A 22629-nucleotide genomic window follows, 5' to 3' on the forward strand; every position below is an offset into this window, starting at 1 on the left:
CCGTACCGGCCGCCGGGCCCGGATGTTCGGGGTGGGGACGGCAGATCGTCCACCCCCGAACATCCGTTCGACTGCATCGAGCCGCCCGGGAGTGGCGTGGGTCACTCTTTCGGGGCTTCTCGAAAGCCGGTGCGGATCGACTGACCATCAGTCATATGACCTACGTGGCATGCCCACCATCGACTGACGAACAGTCAGTCAGGATCGGTTCTCGACCAGTTGGGCGCAGCACGGGCCTTCGCCGGCCGCCCGACGGAGCTACCATCGATTGGGTTGCCCTGCTCCGGCCCGGATGCGCGGTGCCCACTCGGGCCCACCCCGCAGCCCTCAAGGCCTGGCACCCGCCACGGGCAGGGATGAGGGACGAGGAGCGAACGGCCACCATGACGCAGAGCCGCACACCGCAGGACCGGGATCTCCGGACCGACGGGAGCGCGGGGCCGCTCGCCCTGTTCCCCGGCCGCCCGGCCACCGCGCCGCGCACCCTGGTGGACGTCCTGGAGGCGACCGTCCGGGCCCACCCCGACGAGCCCGCCCTCGACGACGGCCGCACCGCGCTGACCTACCGCGCGCTGGCCGCCGAGGTCGAGACGCTGCGCCGCCGCCTGGCCGCGGCCGGCATCGGCACGGGTGACCGGGTCGGTGTCCGGGTCCCGTCCGGCACCAACGACCTGTACATCGGCATCCTGGCGGTCCTCGCCGCGGGCGCCGCCTACGTCCCGGTGGACGCCGAGGACCCGGACGAGCGCGCGGCGCTGGTCTTCGGCGAGGCGGCCGTGAGCGCCGTCCTGGGCGCCGACCGCAGCCTCGCCCTCACCGCCCCCACGGGTGGCGACGCCACCGCGCCGGGCCGGGCCGGCCCGGCGGGCCGCCCGGGCCCCGGCGACGACGCCTGGATCATCTTCACCTCGGGCTCCACCGGCAAGCCCAAGGGCGTGGCCGTCACCCACCGCAATGCCGCCGCCTTCGTCGACGCCGAGGCCGCGCTCTTCCTCCAGGAGGAGCCGATCGGCCCCGGCGACCGCGTGATGGCCGGCCTGTCGGTCGCCTTCGACGCCTCCTGCGAGGAGATGTGGCTGGCCTGGCGCCACGGCGCCTGCCTGGTGCCGGTGCCCCGCTCCCAGGTGCGCAGCGGCGCCGACCTCGGCCCCTGGCTCGCCGATCAGGAGATCACCGTCGTCTCCACGGTGCCCACACTCGCCGCGCTCTGGCCGGCCGAGGCGCTGATCGAGGTCCGGCTGCTGATCTTCGGCGGCGAGGCCTGCCCGCCCGAGCTGGTCCAGCGCCTGGTCACCGAGGGCCGCGAGGTGTGGAACACCTACGGTCCCACCGAGGCCACCGTCGTCGCCTGCGCTTCACTGCTGAGCGCCGACGGCCCGGTCAGGATCGGCCTGCCACTGGACGGCTGGGAGCTGGCCGTGGTCGACGAGGCCGGCGACCCGGTCGCCATGGGCGCCGCGGGCCAGCTGGTGATCGGCGGGGTGGGCCTGGCCCGCTACCTCGACCCGGAGAAGGACGCCGAGAAGTACGCCCCGCTGAAGTCGCTCGACTGGGACCGCGCCTACCGCAGCGGCGACCTGGTACAGGCCGAGCCCGAGGGGCTGCTGTTCCTCGGACGAGGCGACGAGCAGGTCAAGCTCGGCGGCCGGCGGATCGAGCTCGGCGAGGTCGACGCCGCCCTCCAGGCCCTGCCGGGCGTGGCGGGCGCCGCCGCCGCCGTACGGACCGCCCGCGGCGGCAACCAGCTGCTGGTCGGCTACCTGGTCATCCAGGACGACTGGGACCACGCCAAGGCCGTCGAACGGCTGCGCGCCGAGCTGCCCGCCGCCCTGGTGCCGCTGCTCGCCCCCGTCGACTCGCTGCCCACCCGCACCTCCGGCAAGGTCGACCGCGCCGCGCTGCCCTGGCCGCTGCCCGACCTGGGGGGCGCGAGCCCCGCGGAGCACCTCTACGGGACGGAGGCCTGGCTCGCCGAGCAGTGGAGCGAGATCCTCGGCGTCCCCGTGAACAGCGCCCAGGACGACTTCTTCGCGATCGGCGGCTCCAGCCTGGCCGCCGCCCGCCTGACCACACTGCTGCGCGGCCGCTACCCGGCGGCCGCCGTCCTGGACATCTACCAGCAGCCCGTGCTGCGCAAGCTGGCGCGCCACCTGGAGCGCTCGGCGCAGGGCGACGGCGCCGCCCGCACGATCGAGCTCGTCCCGGCCCGCGCCAAGCTGATCCAGCTGCTCCTGCTGGTGCCGCTGTTCACGCTGGTCGGCCTGCGCTGGACGATCGGGCTGCTGGCGCTGGGCAATGTGCTGTCCTGGTTCGGCAGCTACCCGTGGGCGCCGACCGCGTCCTGGTGGCTGGTCGGCGCCGGCGCGCTGCTGCTGTTCAGCCCGCCCGGCCGGCTGGCGATCGCCGCCGGCGGCGCCCGGCTGCTGCTGCGCGGGCTGCGGCCCGGCAGCTACCCTCGCGGCGGCGCCGTCCACCTGCGGCTCTGGACGGCGGAGCGGCTGAGCGAGCTGAGCGGCGCGACCGCGCTCTCCGGCGCCTGGCTGGTGCGCTACGGCCGGGCGCTCGGCGCCAGGATCGGCCCCGAGGTCGACCTGCACGCGCTGCCCCCCGTCACGGGCATGCTCCGGCTGGGCCGCGGCTGCGCGGTCGAGGCCGAGGTGGACCTGTCCGGCTACTGGCTGGACGGGGACCGGCTGGAGGTCGGCCAGGTCCGGGTCGGCTCCGGCGCGGTGGTCGGCACCCGCAGCGCGCTCTTCCCCGGTGCCCGGGTCGGCAAGCGCGCCCAGGTCGCGCCCGGATCCGGCGTCACCGGCCAGATCCCGACCGGCCAGCGCTGGGCCGGCGCGCCGGCCGCCAAGCTGGGCAAGGCCGACCGCGGCTGGCCCGAGCAGCGCCCGCCGCGCCGGGCCCGGTGGGCCGCCGCGTACGGCGCGGCCGGGCTGGGCCTGAGCCTGCTGCCGGTGCTCGCGGCGCTGCCCGCACTGGCCGTGCTGATCCACTTCGTCCGGCCCGGCGAGGGCCTGGGCGAGGCCCTGCTCGGCGCGCTCGCCGCGGTGGTGCCCGCCACGCTCGCCTTCGGGCTGACGTACGCGGTGCTGCTGCTGGCCGCCGTCCGGCTGCTGAGCGTGGGGCTGCGGCCCGGCCACCACCCGCTGCACGGGCGGGTCGGCTGGCAGGCCTGGACGGTCAGCCAGCTGATGGACCTGGCCCGCGAGACGCTCTTCCCGCTGTACGCGGGCCTGATCACCCCGGTCTGGCTGCGCGCGCTGGGCATGAAGGTGGGCACCGGGGCCGAGGTCTCCACGGTGCTGGCCCTGCCCAGCCTGACCACGGTCGGTGACGGCGCCTTCCTCGCGGACGACACCCTGATCGCCCCGTACGAGCTGGGCGGCGGCTGGCTGCACCTCGGAGAGGCCGAGATCGGCGAGCGCGCCTTCCTCGGCAACTCCGGGATGACCGCGCCCGGGCGCGCGGTGCCGGACCGGGGCCTGGTGGGCGTGCTGTCCGCGACCCCGAAGAAGGCCAAGAAGGGCAGCTCGTACCTGGGCATGCCGCCGATGCGCCTGCCGCGTTCGGCCGATGCCGGCGACCAGAGCCTGACCTACGACCCCCCGGCCCGGCTGCTCTGGGCGCGCGCGCTGGTCGAGGTCTGCCGGCTGGTGCCGGTGCTGGCCTCCGCGGCGCTCGGTGTGCTGACGGTGGCCGCGCTGGCCCGGCTGGCCGAGGCCGGCTCCCCGGCGCTGGCCGCGCTGCTGTCGGGGCTGGTGCTGCTGGGCGCCGGCCTGGCGGCCTGCCTGGTGTCGATCGCCGCCAAGTGGATCCTGGTGGGTCGCTTCCGCGCGGTGGAGCACCCGCTCTGGAGCAGCTTCGTGTGGCGTAACGAGCTGGCCGACACCTTCGTGGAGGTGCTGGCCGTGCCGTGGCTGATCGGCGCGGTGCCCGGCACCCCGGTGCTCAACCTCTGGCTGCGGGGGCTGGGCGCCCGGGTCGGGCGGGGCGTCTGGTGCGAGAGCTACTGGCTGCCCGAGGCGGACCTGGTCACCCTCGGCGACGGCGTGAGCGTCAACCGCGGGTGCGTGCTGCAGACCCACCTCTTCCACGACCGGATCATGAGGATGGATACTGTGGTCCTGCGTGAGGGTGCCACCCTGGGCCCTGGTGGCATCGTCCTGCCCGGCAGCACCGTCGGGGCCCGCAGCACGCTGGGGCCGGCCTCGCTGGTGATGCGCGCCGAGTCCGTGCCGGCCGACACCCGGTGGCTCGGCAACCCGATCGAGGCCTGGCAGGCCTAGCGGCGCCGGCTCCCACGTCCCCGTGCGTGCGGCCGCCGCTGCCCGCGCGTCGCACAACGCACGTCGCACAACGCACGTCGTAGATCGCAGGGAGCGTACGAACCGGTGAGTCCCAAGCAGCTGCCGGTTCCCGGCGTCGACCCGTACTTCCCCGACCACGGCGACGCCCGTTACCGCGTCCACCGCTACGAGCTGGCCCTGGACTACCGCCCCGGGCCCAACCGGCTCGGTGGCGCCGCCCGGCTGAGCGCGGTGGCCGGCGGGGCGCCGCTGCGGGAGTTCGCCCTCGACCTGGCCGACTTCCGGATCGGCCGGGTCCTGGTGGACGGCCGCGCCGCGCACTACACCCACCGGGCCGGCAAGCTGCGGGTACGCCCGGCGAAGGCGCTCGGGGCCGGAGCCGCGTTCACCGTCGAGGTGCACTACACCGGCAACCCCAAGCCCGTCCGCAGCCAATGGGGCGGCCTCGGCTGGGAGGAGCTGACCGACGGCGCGCTGGTCGCCAGCCAGCCGGTCGGCGCGCCGTCCTGGTACCCGTGCAACGACCGACCGGCCGACAAGGCCACCTACCAGATCTCCATCACCACGCCCTCGCCGTACACCGTGGTGGTCGGCGGCCGGCTGCTCACCCGGACCACCCGCGCCAGCAGCACCACCTGGGTGTACGAGCAGGCCGCACCCACCTCCAGCTACCTGGTCACGGTCTCGATCGGCCAGTACGAGGCCGTGCGGCTGACCGGGTCCGCCCCCGGGGCCTTCCCGGTCGCCGACCCGCGCCGACCAGTCCCGCAGACGGCCTACCTGCCCGCGCGGCTGCTGCCCGAGTTCACCCGGGACTTCGGCCGCCAGCCCCAGATGATGCACTTCTTCGAGGAGGTGTTCGGGCCGTACCCGTTCGGCGAGTACGCGGTGGTCGTCGCCGACGAGGAGCTGGACGTCCCGGTGGAGGCGCAGGGCGTGGCCACCTTCGGAACCAACCACGTGGACGGCGGCCGCGGCTTCGAGCGCCTGGTCGCCCACGAGCTGGCCCACCAGTGGTTCGGCAACAGCGTGAGCATCGCCGACTGGCGGCACATCTGGCTCAACGAGGGCTTCGCCAAGTACGCGGAGTGGCTCTGGTCGGAGCAGTCCGGCGGCCTGCCCGCCGCCGCGCACGCCGCCACCGCGCACGCCCTGCTCAGCAGGCTCCCGCAGGACCTGCGCCTGGGCGACCCGGGCCGGAAGCTGATGTTCGACGACCGGCTCTACCAGCGCGGCGGGCTGACCATCCACGCGCTGCGCTGCGCGCTGGGCGACGCCGCGTTCTTCCCGATGGTCCGGGACTGGGCGGCGATACACCGCCACGGGGTGGTCAGCACCGCGGACTTCACCGCGCACGCCCGGCACTACGCCGCCGGGCCGCTGGACGGCCTCTTCGACGCCTGGCTGCGGGAGGGCGCCCTGCCCCCGCTGCCCCTCGCCGCCTGACCTCGCGGACGACCCTTCGGCGCCTGACCCGGCGCGCGGAGAGCGCCCGGGCGTGGCCCCGCACCCCGCGCCGGGCACCCGCGCCCCCACCGATCTGACGCGCCGTCTCCGCGCCCCCGGCGGCGCCCGTCCCTGGAGCCGCCGGGCCCGCCCCCGCGCCCACCTGACGACGCTGCACTCCAGGCCGCGCGGAGTGCAGCGAGGGCAAGGTCACACCGATTGGACCTGCTGCTTCGCGCCCCGCACCTCTAGCCTTCCCTCATGAGCGTCCCGCCCGAAGAGCTGTCCCTGGCTGCCGAGTTTCCGGATACCTCCCGGGAGCAGTGGCAGCGCCTTGTAGAAGGCGTCCTGCGCAAGTCCGGCATCGAGGACGCGGTCGGCGCACAGGCCGAGACCGCGCTCTCCACCGGCCTTCAGGACGGACTGCGCGTCCGTCCCCTCTACACCGCCGAGGACACCACGGCCGACCCCGGCTACCCGGGCTTCCCGCCCTTCGTCCGGGGCAACCGCCCCCAGGGCTCCGCCCTCGCCGGCTGGGACGTACGCCAGCGCCACGCCCACCCCGACCCCAAGCGCTCCAACGAGGCCGTGCTCGCGGACCTGGAGAACGGCGTCGGCTCGCTCTGGCTGGCCGTCGGCGAGGGCGCGCTGCCCGTCGAGGCGCTGCCCGAGGTACTGGAGGGCGTCTACCTGGACCTCGCCCCGATCGCCCTCGACGCCGGCGACGAGTTCGTGCCCGCCGCCGAGCAGTTGCTCGACCTGTACGCCCGGCGCGAGGTACCCGCCGCCGACGCCGCGGGCAGCCTCGGCGGCGACCCGCTCGGCCTGCTCGCCCGCACCGGACGCGAGGACGACACCGCCCGGCAGCTCACCGCCGCCGCCGCCCTCGCCGGCCGCTGCGCCCGTGAGTACCCGGCCGTGCGCGCCCTGACCGTGGACGCCCTCGTCCACCACGACGCCGGCGCCTCCCCCGCCGAGGAGCTCGGCTGCTCGCTCGCCACCGGCCTCGCCTACCTACGCGAGCTCACCGCCGCCGGCCTCACCGTCGACGAGGCTGCCGCCCAGATCGACTTCCGCTACGCCGCCACCGCCGACCAGTTCCTCACCATCGCCAAGTTCCGTGCCGCCCGCAGGCTCTGGGCGCGCGTCACCCAGGTCTGCGGCGCCGACCCGGCGCCCGCCGCGCAGCGCCAGCACGCGGTCACCTCCGCCGTGATGATGACCGAGCGCGACCCGTGGGTGAACATGCTCCGCACCACCGTCGCCTGCCTGGCGGCCGGCGTCGGCGGCGCCGACGCGGTGACGGTCCTTCCGTTCGACGCGGCCCTCGGCTTGCCCGACGCCTTCGCCCGCCGGGTCGCCCGCAACACCCAGGCGATCCTGCTGGAGGAGTCCCACCTGGCCCGGGTCATCGACCCGGCGGGCGGCTCCTGGTACGTCGAACAGCTCACCGACGAGCTCGCCCACGCCGCCTGGGCCTGGTTCCAGGAGATCGAGCGGGCCGGCGGCCAGCAGGCGGCGCTGCACTCCGGCCTGGTGCGCGAGCGGATCGCCGCCACCTGGGCCGCCCGCTCCGCCGACCTCGCGCACCGCCGCGAACCCATCACCGGCGTCAGCGAGTTCCCCAACCTCCAGGAGCAGCCGGTGGTCCGCGAGCCGGCCCCCGCCGCCCCCGGCGGCGGCCTGCCCAGAGTGCGCCGGGCCGAGGCCTTCGAGGCGCTGCGCACCCGCTCCGACGCGACCCTCGCGCAGACCGGGCAGCGGCCGCGGCTCTTCCTGGCGGCCATCGGGCCAGCCGCCGCGCACACCGCGCGCTCCGCCTTCGCCGCCAACCTGTTCCAGGTCGGCGGCATCGAGACCGTCCTCGGTGAGGGCGCCGACCCGGCCGCCCTGGCCGAGGCGTTCACCGCCGGCGGCGCCCCCGTCGCGTGCATCTGCTCCAGCGACAAGCTGTACGGCGAGCACGCCGAAGCCCTCGCCGCCGCGCTCAAGGCGGCCGGCGCCCGCCGGGTGCTGCTCGCCGGCCGCCCCGGAGACCAGGGCGAGGCCTACCGTCAGGCCGGCATCGACGGCTACATCCACGCGGGCTGCGACGCCGTCGCCGTCCTCACCTCGGCCCTCGACGAGATCGGAGCGGTGTGATGATCCCCGACTTCACCGAGATCGGACTCGACGGGGCCGAGCGCCCCGCGACCACCGGCGACCAGTGGCAGGAGGCCTGGCAGCAGGCCACCGGCAAGGCCACCGAGGAGCTCCTCTGGGAGACCCCCGAGGGCATCGGCGTCAAGCCGCTCTACACCGCCGAGGACCTCGCCGGACTCGACTTCCTGGGCACCTACCCCGGCGTCGCGCCCTACCTGCGCGGCCCGTACCCGACCATGTACGTCAACCAGCCGTGGACGGTCCGCCAGTACGCCGGCTTCTCCACCGCCGAGGAGTCCAACGCCTTCTACCGGCGCAACCTGGCCGCCGGCCAGAAGGGCCTGTCGGTCGCCTTCGACCTGCCGACCCACCGCGGCTACGACAGCGACCACCCCCGGGTCACCGGCGACGTCGGCATGGCGGGCGTGGCCATCGACTCCATCTACGACATGCGCCAGCTCTTCGACGGCATCCCGCTGGACAAGATGTCCGTGTCGATGACCATGAACGGCGCCGTCCTGCCGGTGCTGGCGCTCTACATCGTGGCGGCCGAGGAACAGGGGGTGGCGCCGGAGAAGCTCGCCGGGACCATCCAGAACGACATCCTCAAGGAGTTCATGGTCCGCAACACCTACATCTACCCGCCGCAGCCCTCGATGCGGATCATCTCCGACATCTTCGCGTACACCTCGCAGAAGATGCCGCGCTACAACTCCATCTCCATCTCCGGCTACCACATCCAGGAGGCCGGGGCCACCGCCGACCTGGAGCTCGCCTACACCCTCGCCGACGGCGTGGAGTACCTGCGCGCGGGCCTGGAAGCCGGCATGGACGTGGACGCCTTCGCGCCCCGGCTCTCCTTCTTCTGGGCGATCGGCATGAACTTCTTCATGGAGATCGCCAAGCTGCGGGCCGCCCGCCTGCTCTGGGCCAAGCTGGTCAAGGAGTTCGAGCCCAAGAACGCCAAGTCGCTGTCGCTGCGCACCCACTCGCAGACCTCCGGCTGGTCGCTCACCGCGCAGGACGTCTTCAACAACGTCACCCGCACCTGCGTGGAGGCGATGGCCGCCACCCAGGGCCACACCCAGTCGCTGCACACCAACGCCCTCGACGAGGCGCTGGCGCTGCCCACCGACTTCTCCGCCCGGATCGCCCGCAACACCCAGCTGATGCTCCAGCAGGAGTCCGGCACCTGCCGGGTGATCGACCCCTGGGGCGGCAGCGCGTACGTCGAGAAGCTCACAAACGACCTCGCCCGCCGCGCCTGGCAGCACATCCAGGAGGTCGAGGCGGCCGGCGGCATGGCCAAGGCCATCGACGCGGGCATCCCCAAGCTGCGCGTGGAGGAGGCCGCCGCCCGTACCCAGGCCCGGATCGACTCCGGCCGCCAGCCCGTGATCGGCGTCAACAAGTACCGCGTCGCCAACGACGAGCAGATCGACGTCCTCAAGGTCGACAACAGCTCGGTGCGCGCCCAGCAGATCGAGAAGCTGCGCCGGCTGCGCGCCGAACGCGACGAGGCCGCCTGTCAGGACGCCCTGAAGGCGCTCACCGCCTCGGCCGAGGCCGGCCCCCAGCGCGGCGGCAGCCTGGACGGCAACCTGCTGGCCCTCGCGGTGAACGCCGCCCGCGCCAAGGCCACCGTCGGCGAGATCTCGGACGCCCTGGAGAAGGTGTACGGCCGGCACTCCGGCCAGATCCGTACCATCTCCGGTGTGTACCGTGACGAGGCAGGAACATCCACCGCCGTGCAGCGCACCCGCGACCTGGTCGAGGCGTTCGAGCAGGCCGAGGGCCGCCGCCCGCGCATCCTGGTCGCCAAGATGGGCCAGGACGGCCACGACCGCGGCCAGAAGGTGATCGCCACCGCGTTCGCCGACCTCGGCTTCGTGGTCGACGTCGGCCCGCTCTTCCAGACCCCCGCCGAGGTGGCCCGCCAGGCCGTCGAGGCCGACGTGCACATCGTCGGCGTCTCCTCGCTCGCCGCCGGCCACCTGACCCTGGTGCCCGCGCTGCGCGCCGAACTCGCCGAGGCCGGCCGCGAGGACGTCACCATCGTGGTCGGCGGGGTCATCCCCCCGCAGGACTTCGACGCCCTCTACGAGGCCGGCGCCGCCGCGGTGTTCCCGCCCGGCACGGTGATCCCGGACGCCGCCCACGACCTGCTGAGGACGCTGGCCGCGTCGCTCGGCCACGAGCTGTGAGCCGATGGCGGCCCGCACGATCGACCTCGACCAGTACCTCCAGGGTGTGCTCGACGGCTCGCGCGCGTACATCGCGCGGGCCATCACCCTGGTGGAATCCACCCGGCCCGACCACCGCGAACTCGCCCAGCGGCTGCTGATCGAGCTGCTGCCGCACTCCGGCAAGGCCGTCCGGGTCGGCATCACCGGGGTGCCCGGCGTGGGCAAGTCCACCTTCATCGAGGGCCTGGGCACCATGCTCACCGGCCTCGGACACCGGGTCGCGGTGCTCGCCGTCGACCCCTCCTCCAGCCGAACCGGCGGCTCCATCCTGGGTGACAAGACCCGGATGGAGAAGCTCGCCGTCGACCCGGCCGCCTTCGTCCGCCCCTCGCCCACCTCGGGCACCCTCGGCGGGGTGGCCCGCGCCACCCGCGAGAGCATGGTGGTGATGGAGGCGGCCGGCTATGACGTCGTGCTGGTGGAGACGGTCGGGGTGGGCCAGTCGGAGACCACCGTCGCGAACATGGTCGACTCCTTCCTGCTGCTCACCCTGGCCCGCACCGGCGACCAGCTCCAGGGCATCAAGAAGGGCGTCCTGGAGCTCGCCGACCTGGTCGCCGTCAACAAGGCGGACGGCCCGCACGAGCTGGACGCCCGCGCGGCCGCCCGGGAACTCGCCGGCGCGCTGCGCCTGCTCCAGGCCCCGGACGCCTCCTGGACCCCGCCGGTGCTGACCTGCAGCGGCCGCGACGGCGCCGGCCTGGACGTGCTGTGGGAGCGCCTCCAGCAGCACCGGCAGATCCTGGAGGCCACCGGCGAGCTGGACGCCAAGCGCCGCGCCCAGCAGGTCGACTGGACCTGGGCGATGGTCCATGACCAGCTGCTCTCCCAGCTGCGCGAGCACCCGGAGGTCCGCAGCCTCGCCCCCGGGCTCGAACAGCAGGTCCGCGACGGCGCGCTGACCGCCACCCTGGCGGCCGAGCGCATCCTGGCGAGCTTCCGCCGGCCCGCCGGCTGACCCGCTCACCACCCCTGCCGCACGCCTCGGCCCCCGGACCACGGTCCGGGGGCCGACCCATGTGCCCGCGAAACGCCTCGTCAAACCCTGTTCGAGGGGTCGATCTCAACCAATCTGAAAGCGGAACCGGATTTTCTGTTATCCCCGTCCCGCCCGGAGGTCTCCTAAGTGTCGGAGCGTTTTCGGGCAGGCCCACGGGGAGCGGACGCAGGTGAACAGTGCACACGGGACCGCTACGGTCACGGCAGCGCAGGCCGGGGACGAGCGGGCGCAGGACGAGCTGATCGCGGAGTACCTGCCGTTGGTCTACAACATCGTCGGCCGGGCGCTGAGCGGTCACCCCGACGTCGACGACGTCGTGCAGGAGACCATGCTGCGGGTCATCGACGGGCTCCCCAGCCTGCGCGAGGCCGGCAGCTTCCGCTCCTGGCTGGTGGCCGTCGCGATGAACGAGGTCCGCCGCCACCAGCGCGCCCACCGCGCGGAGGTGCCCTGCGACGGGCTGTACGAGGCCCAGGAGGTCGCCGATCCCGCAGCGGACTTCGTGGGTCTGACGATCGTCCGGCTGGGCCTGTCCGGGCAGCGCCGGGAGGTGACGGAGGCCACCCGCTGGCTGGACGACACCGACCGGGAGCTGCTCTCGCTGTGGTGGCTGGAGGCCGCCGGCGAGCTGAGCCGGGCGGACGTCGCCACCGCGCTGGAGCAGTCCCAGCAGCACGTGACCGTCCGGATCCAGCGGATGAAGACGCAGCTGGAGACCGCCCGGATGGTCGTCCGGGCGCTGTCGGCGGTGCCCGGCTGCCCGGAGCTGGAGACGCTGACGGCCACTTGGGACGGCGACCCGGGGCCGCTGTGGCGCAAGCGAATAGCCCGGCACGCCCGGGACTGTGACGCCTGTGGCGAGCACCGGGACGGCCTGGTGCCCGCGGAGGGGCTGCTGGCCGGCCTGGCCGTGGTCCCGCTGCCGCCGCACCTGGCCGCGCCCGCCGCGGCCCCGGCCGCCCCGCCGGTGCACGCCGCCGCTCCCGCCCACCAGGCCCCGGTGGACCCGGGCTCCGCGGGCCCGGTCGACCCCGGCTCCGCGTCGTCCCTCCCGCACGGGTCGTCAGTCCCCGGCCACCACGGCCACTTCGCCGGCCGGCTGTCCGGACCGGGCCACTCCGCGCACAGCGGCGCCGCCCGCCTCGGGCGGAGCGTGCTCTGGCACGCCGGCGGCGCCCCGGCCGTACCGGCGGTGCTCGCCGGGGTCGCCGCGGTGGCGGCCCTCGCCTGCCTGACGTACGCGATCCCCGAGACGCCGGCGCCCACCGACGCCGTGGCGCTCATCTCCCCGGAGACCACCGCGCCGCCCGCCGCCCGCGCGGCCACCGTGCCCGAGCCACCCGCCCCGACCAGCTGGCCGCCGACGACCGAGGCGAGCGAGCCGCCACCCCCGGCGCCCGTCGCCGCCCCCACAGCCACCCCCGTACCGGCACCGACGACGCCGCCCCCGAGCCCGTCGCCGACGCCGGCCGCCTCACGGTCTGCCGCCCGCAAGGCGACGACCGCACCACCGGCGAGCAGCCCGGCCGCGAGCCCGAAGATCGCACCGGTGGTGCTGCTCAGCCCCTTCGAACAGGAGGTCATCGACCTGATCAACAGTGAGCGGGCGAAGGCGGGCTGTGCCCCGCTGCGGCCTGATCCGCAGCTGCACGCCGCCGCCCAGCGGCACTCCGACGACATGGCGGCCCGTGGCTTCTTCGACCACGCCAGTCCCGACGGGGTCACCGCCCCGCAGCGGATCACCGCCGCCGGCTACCGCTGGAGCAACTACGCCGAGAACATCGGCTACGGCCGCTCGGACGTCAAAGTCCTGGTCGCTGAGTTGATGAACACTCCGGACCACCGGGTGCACATCCTCAACTGCGCCTTCAAGGACATCGGTGTCGGCGTCCGCTTCGGCCCAGGCGGGCCCTGGTGGACACAGGACTTCGGCACCCCCCGCTGACCGGAAGCTGCCCGTAGCAGCACGGCGGACCGGCCCCCACGGCCCGGCCGCCCACCCATGAACCTTGCCTCTTGGCCAACCCCTCCTGGTCGGGCCTGCCCTGACCAGTTGCCGAACAAGCAGACAGGACCATTTGACATGGCGCGAAGGCGTGCAGATCGCAAACGCCGTAACAACCGGAAGCTGGCCATCACCGCGGTCGCGGTGACCGCCGCCCTGGCGGCGAGCGTGTTCGGGATCCAGAGCGTGACCGGCGCCCAGCGCCCGGGCACCGTCTCGGCCGACGCGCTCGGCAGCGGGAACCAGGCCGGCGGCGTGCCGGACCTGGACGCGTCGGCGCTCGGCGAAGCGGTGTCGGGTGTAGCGACGAAGGCCCCCACGCCGGCGGCGAAGCCGCAGCACAACCAGGCGGCGACGCCGATCAAGGAGATACCAAAGAGCGAGCCCGATAAGGGGCTGGTCTACGCCGGCCTCCAGGCCGCGCCCAAGGACGACCCGTGCGAGGGCGTCTACAAGGTCTCCCAGGCCGCCCTCTGCACCCACGGCCCCGACGAGCCGCCGTCCGGCGTCGACATCCACAAGGACACCGCGCCGGCCGTCGCCGCCACGGACAAGGCCCCGGTGCTGCAGGGCGACGGCAAGGCGCCCGCGCCCTCGGCCTCGGACCTGCTGAAGGACCTGCCGCCGGTGCTCGACGCCCAGAGCGGCGCCACCGTCGGTGACTCCACCCCGAAGCCGGCCGCTGCGGCTGCCGCCGCCGCTGCTCCGGCCGCCGGCCCGGCCGGTGGCAGCACCAGCCCCGCGGCCGACGCGAGCGTCCAGTGCGACGGTGACGGCACCACCGGCAACCGCGTCCAGGTGCTCTACGTCCACGCCCCCGGCCAGGACCGCTTCGCCCAGTACCTGCCCTCGTTCAAGAAGTGGGCCGCGGACACCGACGCCATCTACAACGCGAGCGCCGGTGAGACCGGCGGCGTGCGCCACGTGCGCTACGTGACCGGCCCGGACTGCACCGTGTCGGTGCTGAACGTCGAGGTCTCCGCCGGGGCGCTGCGCGAGTTCGGTGCCGCCAACGACGCCCTCGCCTCCCAGGGCTTCAACCGCCGCGACCGCAAGTACATGATCTTCGCGGACGCCCAGGTGTACTGCGGCATCGGCACCTTCGCCGGTGACGAGCGCCCGAGCCAGGACAACCGCAGCAACTTCGGCCCGTCCTACGGCCGTACCGACTCCGGCTGCTGGGGTGGCTCCACCGCCGCCCACGAGCTCGGCCACAACCTCGGCGCGGTCAACAACAGTGCCCCGCACACCAGCCGGGCGGGCCACTGCGTCGACGAGTGGGACATCATGTGCTACTCGGACACCCCGTACTACCCGAAGATGCAGACCCTCTGCCCGGACCGCGGCCACGACGAGCGGCTGGACTGCAACCACGACGACTACTACAACACCTCGCCGCAGCCCGGCAGCTACCTCACCACGCACTGGAACGTCGCGAACAACCAGTTCCTGATCGCGGGCAACGGCACCAACCCGAACCCCAACCCGACGCCCACCCCGACCCCCACCAAGACCACCACCCCCAGCCCGACCCCGACCAAGCCGAACCCGACCGGCTCGCCGACGCCCACCACGACGCCGACGCCGACCTCCACCCCGACCCAGCCCACCCCGACCCCGACCTCCACGCCGACCGGTACCCCCAGCACCGGCCCTGACGTGACCGCGAGCCAGATCACCCAGAACTCGGCCGTGCTGAGCTGGCCGAAGGTCGACGGCGTCGCCGGCTACGAGATCCAGCTGAACGGCAAGGCGCTCGCCACCGTCACCTCGACCGTCGTGCGCGTCGTCCAGATGCAGCCGAACACCCAGTACTCCTTCGCGATCGCGGTGAAGGACCAGCAGGGCAAGGTCTCCAAGCCGGGCCGCGCCGCGGCCTTCCGTACCCTGGCGGCCGGTGGCGGCACCGGTCCGACCCAGCCCGGCAAGCGCTACCTGATGCTCAACAGCCTGACCGGCCACTCGGCCGACATGTGGGGCAGCTCCACCAACGACGGTGCCGTCCTCATCGCCTACCAGCGCACGGGCTACGCCAACCAGCAGTGGCTGTTCGACGACGCGGGTGACGGCTACCTGCGGATCAAGTCGGCGGTCTCCGGCAAGTGCCTGCAGATCGGTGGCCAGGCGGTCGCCGGCCAGTACGTGATGCAGCAGCCGTGCAACACCGGTGCGGCCACCCAGCAGTGGAAGCTGACGGCCAGCGGCAGCGGGTACACCCTCACGGCCAAGGGCTCCGACGTGGTCCTCGGCGAGAGCAGCCGCTGGTACTACGGCGGCCGCCTGCTGGAGCTCCAGAAGCCCGACAGCCAGGGCTACCAGAACTGGACCGTCCAGCCGACCTCCTGATCTGAGGTCCGGCCCACCCCAGGCCCTGCGGCTTGCGCCGTAGTGGCCGGCGCGCCCGGTACGGCTCGGCTCCCCGCCGAGCCGTACCGGGCGGCGCGTCTGCTGCTCCACCCTCCCTGCACCAGATGAGGAGTCATCCCTCGATGCGTACCCCCCGTACCGCCCTGCTCGCGGCCCCGCTGCTGTCCGGCCTGCTCGTCCTCGGGCTCGCCGCCCCCGCCGGCGCCCACGGCGACACCATCAAGTTCAAGATCGGCGGCCAGCAGCAGGGGCACGCCCAGGCTGCGGCCAGCTGGGCGAACGACGGCGACGCGGTGGACGAGGCCGTCTCGGCGACGCTGAGCGCGGTCTCGGCGGACGGCCGTACGGTCGGGCCGTGGCGGCTGATCCCGGTCCAGGGCGGCACGGGGATGTACACCACGAGCGAGGCGCTGCCCGCCGGGCAGTGGAAGGTGACGGTGGAGTCCGCGTTCCCCTCGCTCGGGCGCGGCGAGGGTGACCTGACGGTGGAGGCGGCGTCCGGCGCGAGCGCGCCGGCGGTGGCCGGGCCCTCGGCCCCCGCCGCCGATTCCGCCGTTGCCTCCGCCGCCGCACCCGCCGCTGATTCCGCCTCCGCCCAGCCGGGCGCCCCGGCGGCGGCCAAGGCCGCCGCCCCGTCCGTCTCCGCCGCGCCGAGCGCCGAGGCCCAGTCCTCCGGCGGTTCGGCGGGTGACTGGATCCTCGCGGGCGTCGCCGCCGCGGCCGGCCTGGCCGGCGCCGTGGCGATCATCGCGGCGATGCGCGCGCGCCGCCGCTCCGCCGGCTGAGCCCCCGACCCACCCCACCTCGACCCGCCCCGCCTCGGCTCACTCCGCCCGACCCCCACCCGGCCCGCCGGGGCCGGTGGCCGGCTCAGCCGCCGGGCCCGTTCGCGGGCCCGGCGGGCTCCGCAGCCGGCGCCCCGAAGCCGTCGCCCGGCAGGGCGAACTCGCACCAGATGCTCTTCCCGGTACCGCGCGGCTCCACGCCCCAACTGGTCGCGAGCGCGTCGACCAACAGCAGACCGCGCCCCGAGGTGGCGGTCTCGCCGGGCATCCGCCGGTGCGGCCACTCACTGGAGCGGTCCTGGATCTCCAGATGGATCCGCCGGGTCGGGCGGCCCAGCAGCTCGACCGTGAGCTTCGCGCCGCCGTCGGTGTGCACCAGCGCATTGGTGAGCAGTTCGTCCGCGGCCAGCTCGATGTCGGTGCTCAGGGCGGCGGCCCCCCAGGCGGCCAGTGCCTGGCGGATCATCGTACGGGTCTCCACCAGCCCCTCCGGGTCGGCCTGGTGGAGGTGCTGGATCATCCGGCGTTCGGCGTGCATCCCCGGGACGGCCGCCCGGTGCAGCAGCAGCAGCGCCATGTCGTCGTCGTCCGGCCCGAACTGTTCGAGCAGCGTGGTGCTCACGTGGTCGGCCAGCTCCTCGGCGTCCGAGGGCCCCGAGCGCGCGGCGGCCGCCAACGCCCGCAGGCCCTCGGAGATGTCCCGGCCCGGGTGCTCCACCAGACCGTCGGTGCACATCAGCAGGGTGTCGGAGGGGTTCAGGTCGAGCCGGGTCTCCGGGTACTCGTCCTGGGCGAACAGCGTGGCGACCCCGAGCGGCAGGCCACCGCGTACCGCCGGCCAGCTGGTCCGCCCGCTGCTGTGCCGCACCAGCGGCTCCAGGTGCCCGGCCCGGACCAGCCGCAGGGTGCCGGTCTCCAGATCCGCCTCGGCGTAGATGCAGGTCGCCGACCGCTCGGTGTCGAGCTCGGCCAGGAACCGGGACGCTCGCGCCATCACCGTCGCGGGGGTGTGCCCCTCGGCCGCGTACGCGCGCAGCGCGATCCTCAGCTGGCCCATGATCGCGGCCGCATGGCTGTCATGCCCTTCGACGTCACCGATCACCACCGCCACCCGCCGGCGCGGCAGCGAGACCACGTCGTACCAGTCACCGCCGACCGCCCGCCCGCTGCGGCTGGCCCGGTAGCGCACGGCGACCTCGCCGCCGACGATCTCCGGCAGCCGCCGCGGCAGCATGGTGGTCTGCAGGGTGGTGGCGAACTCCCGCTCCTGGTCGAAGAGCATCGCCCGCTGCAAGGACTGCGCGACGGCGCTGCTCAGCGCGATACAGATGTTGCGCTCCTCGCTGCTGAACCGCTGCTCCTCCCCGTAGAACAGACCCAGCGCGCCGATCGAGCGGGCCTGCGCCGCCAGCGGCAGGAAGGCGGCGGCCCGGATCCCCATCTGGTCGGCGTACGGGCGCATCCGCGGATAGCGCGCGGTCAGCTCGGCGACGGTACCGATGAACCGGGGGCGCCCTCGGCGCACCGCCTCGGCCAGGCCGAGCTGGTCCTCCAACCGGGTGACGGAGAGGTCGTCCAGGGCCCTGAGCGCGGGGGAGGGCTGCTGGGTCACCCCGACCAGGCGCATCGTGCCGCCCTCGACCAGGCCGAGGGCGAGCCCGTCGGCGCCGAACCGCCGCAGTCCCTCGCTGTCGGTGAGCACGCCGGTCACGTCCTTGACGGTCAGGGCGCGGGCCAGGGCCTCGGTCGTGTTGCGCACCGAGTCGGTCTGCCGGCGCCGGTCCGCGGCGAGGGTGCGCATCGCGGCGGCGTGCGCGAGCTCCTCCTCGGCGTCGCGGATGATGCCGACGATCCGGTACGGGTGGGCCTCGGTGTCGCGCAGGATGCGGCCCTGGGTGTGTGCCCAGCGGGGCCTGCCGTCGCGGCGGGTGAGGCGGAAGTACGACGCGAAGGTGAGGTCGCCCTGGCGCAGTGCCCGGGAGACGGCCTCGTCCAGCCGGGCGCGGTCCTCGGCCGGCAGCCGGGCGGCCAGCGTGCCCGGCCGCCCGTCGAACTCGTCGGCCCGCAGGTCGAACACCTCCAGGCCGACCTGGTCGAGCTGGTAGGTGCCGGTGTCCAGGTCCCAGTCGAAGCTGCCCATGCCGTTGAGGGCCAGCCGGTCGGTGGCGGCGGTCGGTGCGTCCTCGGGCGGCCGCAGGGCAGGGCCGGTAGGGGCGGGCACGGTACGGGGGTCGTAGTCGTAGCCGCCCAGGGAAGACGCGGTGGGTTCCGCCATGGCCGCTCCCAGGGGATGGATGGCCGGTGGCCGGGCCGGTCGCCGGGCGAGGCGCTCGAAGTACTCGAAGCAGTCCATGTGCTCGTGGTACCGGGGGTGCCGGCACCGCTCGATCGGCCCGGGATGTGCGCCGAGGGCCGGTTGCTCGCCTTGGCGCCTGAGCTCCTGTTCGCCGGGACTGTCCCGATGTTCGCCGGGACTGTCCCGACCGGGTGGTACGGCCGGGCCGCACCACCCGGTACCCGGTGGTGGCCGCGCGGCCCGGGTCGGGGCGGGCCGGGGTCGGGTTCTTGCCGGGTGCCCACACCCGGGTGGGCACCGCTGACGGTGGCCGCTCGGCCGAGGCCGGCGGCTCGGTGGTCGCGCTGGAAAGCCCGGCCAGTCTATCCAGCGGGCGTGCCGCCTGCATGGCTGCGCACCCGGTCGGGGCATCCGCAGCCGCAGGCGGCCCGGCAGCCCCCCGGGTGCCGGACGGCGCGAAGCTCCGCCCCCGGACCGGCGGGCGGAGCTTCGTCGTACACCGGGCTGCTTCGTGCACCCGGATTCGTCGTACCGAGGCCGTCTCGCTGCCTCGTACGCCCGGCTACTTCTCGCGGCGCCAGCCCCAGTAGCGCGGCGGTGAGTCGTCCGGCGCGTCCTTGTGGCAGCAGGCCCGGGGGCAGTCGAACGCGGTGGCCGCGTTCTGGTCCTCCTCCGGGTCGGTCACAAAGGTCGGTCCGGCCACGATCCGCCGGGGTGTCGAGGGCAGGTCAGCCACGGTGGTCCCCTCCTTGGTTGACAGAGGTTCTGATTGACAGAGGCTGACACTACCTACTGTAGCCGAGCATGTACATGGCGCTCGCATCGGGAATCCTGTGCGCCGCCTCGCCGCGGGTCACCTCGCGCCGTCAGATCGGCTGTGATGGCGCGGGGTTGGGCTGCGCGGCGCTGCGGCGTGCGGCGCCCGGCCGGGCGGGGGAGCGGCGCGGGGGTGGACCGGCGCGGGCTCCGGGGTGCCGCGAGGGCGGGTTGCCCGAGGTCAGAACGGCGAGGTGCAGGTGCTCGCCTGGAGTGTCGCGTCCAGGGCGGGGCCGCCGGTCGCGCAGACGATGACACGGAAGTCGGTCGTGATCTTCGGTGTGGCCAGCTGGATCGAGCCGGCCCGCACCAGCGTGGAGGAGGCCACCGTCTCCCAGGGCTTGCCCCAGGCGCGCTGCACCTTGATCTCGACCCGGGCCAGCGTGAGCTGGCCGGGGTCGGGGGCCGCGACGTGCGCGAGGCCGGTGACGGATCCGCCGTCGCGCTCCAGCCAGGCGCACGGCTGGTTCGCGACGGTGGTACAGCCGGGTTTCACCACCGCCGCGCCGGTGCTCGGGGTGGCCGAGGCCGGAACGGCCATCGCTCCCAGTATGCCTGCCGTTGCGACCGTCAGAGCTGCGATCTGAGCGCGCACTTCATCAACTCCCTTGGAAATGAAGGCCTTGGGTCTTGCCGTGGTGAGTATTGCACACCGCAACCGAATCGCAACTGTGTGCTACGTCACACTTGGAGTGATCGCTTGATTCCGGAGAGCGATGGGTGTCAGGGTGAGGTTGGCAGGCCGGAAGGAGCACTCGGTGGGCGGATCGGCCGGAGGTAGGCTTGCCCTGTCCGGGGCGTCCAGCTGCGGGAGTGGCGATGACCGGTCAGCGGAATCGGGACGGATCGTCGACGCCCCTGGAGAGCCTCGACGAACTCGCCGACGACGACCTCTTCCAGGGGCGCTCCGGCGCGCACGGCGAGGCGGAGCCGGGTACGTCCCCCGAGGAGGAGACGGGGCCCGGGCCCGACGATCTCTACTGGGATCGCTCACCGGGCGCGGCGCGGCGCACGGAGCCGCTCCGGACCACGGAGGACACCTCGGAGCTCTGACGCGGAGCCTCCCCCAGGTCCCGGAGGTCCAGGTACCGAGCGCCCAGGTACTGAACGCCGCTACAGCATCATCGCGTTGTCGTGCGGCGGTACGGTGCGGTCCGCCATCGGCAACTCGTCGTCGCCGATCACCAGGACGCAGGCCAGCCCGGTGGATCCGCGCGCGGGCCGGTCGATCCGCACCTGGAACGCGCCGGCCGGATCGTTGGGCAGCTCACCCGCCAGCACCCGCGGCAGGGTGCCCAGGCCGTGCTCGCGCTGGAAGCCGACCTCCTTGCCGTCGACCAGCAGTTCGGTCTCGGTGATCCGGCCCGCGCGGATGTTCACCGTGATCGAGTGTCCGCAGTGGTCCCGGTGAAAGCTGTACGGGCGGCGCATGGCACCCTCCCTCTGGCGACGGTCCCTGCCAGTCTAGGACCGGCCCCGGCGGACCGCTGGCCGAGCCGAACCTTCGCGCGGCCCCGGCCCAGGGCGGTCCGCAGGCCCGACGGGCCCGCGCCGGCGGCGGCCTTCAACCGGGCCGCCGAATGAGGTAGACCTGACCCCGGGCCGCCGCCGACGGCCCGTGGCACGACTACCGAGGGAGCGTCAATGACCTTCATCTCGCACCGATTCGTCGAGACGGCCGGCGGTCTGAAGATGCACATCGCCGAGGCCGGCGCCGGCCCGCTGGTGCTTCTGCTGCACGGCTTCCCCGAGAGCTGGTACTCCTGGCGCCATCAGCTGACCGCGCTCGCCGAGGCCGGGTACCACGCCGTCGCACCGGACCAGCGCGGCTACGGCCGCACGGGCGGGCCGGAGGAGGTCGACCAGTACAGCATCCTGCACCTCACCGGCGACGTGATCAGCCTGGTGCACGCGCTCGGGGAGGAGCGGGCGGTGGTGGTCGGCCACGACTGGGGTGCTCCGGTCGCCTGGCACACCGCGATGCTGCGCCCGGACGTGGTGCGGGGTGTCGTCGGGCTCTCGGTGCCGCCGTTCCGCCGGGGCCCGCGCGCCTCGACCACGGTGCTGCGCGAACTGCTCGGCGACTCCTACTACATGCTCTACTTCCAGCAGCCGGACCTGCCCGAGGCCGAACTGGCCCGGGACATCCCGACGACGTTCCGGCGGCTGCTGGCCGGATCGGCCGTGCTCGGCGCGGACGCCCCGCCGCTGGTGCCGGAGGGCGGCGGCTTCCTCGACCTCTTCCGCGACCCGACCGCGCTGCCCGACTGGCTCACCGAGGAGGACATCGCCGTCTTCACGGCCGAGTTCGAGCCCAACGGCTTCACCCAGCCGCTGCACTGGTACCGCAACCTGGACCGCAACTGGGAGCTCACGGCGGCCTGGCACGCGGCCCGCATCACGCCGCCGGCGCTGCTGATCGTGGGGGAGAAGGACCTGGTGGTCTCCAGCCCGCACGCCAGGGCGGGGCTGGCCGAGCTGGCGGACTTCGTCCCCGGGCTGCGGGAGGTCCGCTGGCTGCCCGACTGCGGACACTGGACCCAGCAGGAGCGGCCGAAGGACGTCAACGAGGCCCTGGTCGGCTTCCTGGACAGCCTCGACGGCTGAACCCGCCGCCGTCGCCCGGCCGGCCCTCACGCCCGGGCCGGCCGGGCGACGAAGCCACACTGCCGGGGTCGATGCCCGGCGATCCGGCCGGTCACCGGATCCGTTGGCTTGCAAAAGGCCAGGCGGGAACGGGTGAGGCCGCAGCCCGCGCCCGGCGCACACGACAGCGCGCGCGGGCGGCCGACTCGCGCTACCGCCACTCCCGCAGGGCGGCGAGCCGCCGTGCCGCCGCCGTGCCGCGCGAACACCCGGACCCGCCGTCGGCCGGCCCGGTCCGCCGGACGGAAGGCGTCCGGACCCTGACGTCGGATCACCTCCCTTGTCCGGCGCCCCTGCGAGCGTGCCCGCCCGGCGACTGCACCCCAGGACGTGGGGCGTGTCACATAACGGCCGCCGGGATTGAGACCGGGGCCCGGCGGCAGTACCGTTCGACTCGCTCTGGCAGGGGAAGTCCGGTCGAATTCCGGCGCTGACCCGCAACGGTGGGCCGCGCGGCACCCAGGTGTCGTCCGCGGCGAGCCCGATCGCCTGCCCGGGTAACCGGCTCTCATCCGTCGTGGTCTACGGGACGATGCCTGGTGCTGACGCCGTTGCCGCCAGGCCGTG

At 74.1% G+C, this 22629-nt stretch carries 14 protein-coding genes and 1 riboswitch; of the genes, 10 read left to right on the plus strand and 4 right to left on the minus strand.

Annotation, left to right across the window (positions count from 1 at the left end; translation table 11 throughout):
- Window positions 1-383: 383 nt before the first annotated feature.
- The 8 genes from ACIBH3_RS26955 (at window position 384) to ACIBH3_RS26990 (ending at window position 16304) form a co-directional block, all read left to right on the plus strand.
- Complete coding sequence (locus ACIBH3_RS26955) at window positions 384-4292, plus strand: Pls/PosA family non-ribosomal peptide synthetase (protein ID WP_396314663.1); 3909 nt, start codon at window positions 384-386, stop codon at window positions 4290-4292.
- Between the two features lie 105 nt (window positions 4293-4397).
- The gene (locus ACIBH3_RS26960) at window positions 4398-5759 is read left to right on the plus strand and encodes a M1 family metallopeptidase (RefSeq protein WP_396314664.1); all 1362 of its coding nucleotides are present in this window, start codon (window positions 4398-4400) and stop codon (window positions 5757-5759) included.
- A 261-nt stretch (window positions 5760-6020) separates the two neighbouring features.
- Window positions 6021-7901 carry a methylmalonyl-CoA mutase small subunit gene (gene mutA, locus ACIBH3_RS26965; protein ID WP_396314665.1) on the plus strand — a complete coding sequence of 627 codons (1881 nt, stop codon included), beginning with the start codon at window positions 6021-6023 and terminating at the stop codon, window positions 7899-7901.
- The gene (scpA, locus tag ACIBH3_RS26970; protein WP_396314666.1) at window positions 7898-10105 is read left to right on the plus strand and encodes a methylmalonyl-CoA mutase; all 2208 of its coding nucleotides are present in this window, start codon (window positions 7898-7900) and stop codon (window positions 10103-10105) included. The genes mutA and scpA overlap by 4 nt, the downstream gene beginning before the upstream one ends.
- Window positions 10106-10109: 4 nt before the next feature.
- Window positions 10110-11105, plus strand: a complete 996-nt coding sequence (meaB, locus tag ACIBH3_RS26975) for a methylmalonyl Co-A mutase-associated GTPase MeaB (RefSeq protein ID WP_396314667.1) — start codon at window positions 10110-10112, stop codon at window positions 11103-11105.
- Window positions 11106-11316: 211 nt separating this feature from the next.
- Window positions 11317-13092: a sigma-70 family RNA polymerase sigma factor gene (locus tag ACIBH3_RS26980; RefSeq protein ID WP_396314668.1), complete on the plus strand. Its 1776-nt coding sequence runs from the start codon at window positions 11317-11319 to the stop codon at window positions 13090-13092.
- Window positions 13093-13230: 138 nt separating this feature from the next.
- Entirely contained in the window at window positions 13231-15498 is a 2268-nt protein-coding gene (locus tag ACIBH3_RS26985; RefSeq protein ID WP_396314669.1) for an RICIN domain-containing protein, read from the plus strand.
- 143 nt (window positions 15499-15641) lie between these two features.
- Window positions 15642-16304, plus strand: a complete 663-nt coding sequence (locus ACIBH3_RS26990) for a hypothetical protein (protein WP_396314670.1) — start codon at window positions 15642-15644, stop codon at window positions 16302-16304.
- Between the two features lie 85 nt (window positions 16305-16389).
- Here ACIBH3_RS26990 and ACIBH3_RS26995 read toward each other — a convergent pair whose 3' ends face one another.
- From ACIBH3_RS26995 to ACIBH3_RS27005, 3 genes are all read right to left on the minus strand, one after another.
- The gene (locus ACIBH3_RS26995) at window positions 16390-18579 is read right to left on the minus strand and encodes a SpoIIE family protein phosphatase (protein WP_396314671.1); all 2190 of its coding nucleotides are present in this window, start codon (window positions 18577-18579) and stop codon (window positions 16390-16392) included.
- 583 nt (window positions 18580-19162) lie between these two features.
- Entirely contained in the window at window positions 19163-19336 is a 174-nt protein-coding gene (locus ACIBH3_RS27000) for a hypothetical protein (protein WP_396314672.1), read from the minus strand.
- Between the two features lie 261 nt (window positions 19337-19597).
- Complete coding sequence (locus tag ACIBH3_RS27005; protein WP_396314673.1) at window positions 19598-19957, minus strand: hypothetical protein; 360 nt, start codon at window positions 19955-19957, stop codon at window positions 19598-19600.
- A 278-nt stretch (window positions 19958-20235) separates the two neighbouring features.
- Between ACIBH3_RS27005 and ACIBH3_RS27010 the strand changes: the two genes are divergently transcribed.
- Window positions 20236-20469, plus strand: coding sequence for a hypothetical protein (locus tag ACIBH3_RS27010; RefSeq protein ID WP_396314674.1), 234 nt, complete (start codon window positions 20236-20238; stop codon window positions 20467-20469).
- 60 nt (window positions 20470-20529) lie between these two features.
- On the opposite strand, the gene ACIBH3_RS27015 is transcribed toward ACIBH3_RS27010, so the two are convergent.
- Window positions 20530-20847 (minus strand): hypothetical protein, encoded by a 318-nt coding sequence (locus ACIBH3_RS27015; RefSeq protein ID WP_396314675.1) that lies wholly within the window; start codon window positions 20845-20847, stop codon window positions 20530-20532.
- 213 nt (window positions 20848-21060) lie between these two features.
- Here ACIBH3_RS27015 and ACIBH3_RS27020 point away from each other — a divergent pair, with 213 nt between their 5' ends.
- Window positions 21061-22023 (plus strand): alpha/beta fold hydrolase, encoded by a 963-nt coding sequence (locus ACIBH3_RS27020; RefSeq protein WP_396314676.1) that lies wholly within the window; start codon window positions 21061-21063, stop codon window positions 22021-22023.
- 396 nt (window positions 22024-22419) lie between these two features.
- Window positions 22420-22574, plus strand: a riboswitch (cobalamin riboswitch).
- Window positions 22575-22629: the final 55 nt, after the last annotated feature.

Origin of the sequence: Kitasatospora sp. NPDC050543 (assembly GCF_044457565.1) — a bacterium.
In the GTDB taxonomy this organism is placed as follows: Bacteria; Actinomycetota; Actinomycetes; order Streptomycetales; family Streptomycetaceae; genus Kitasatospora.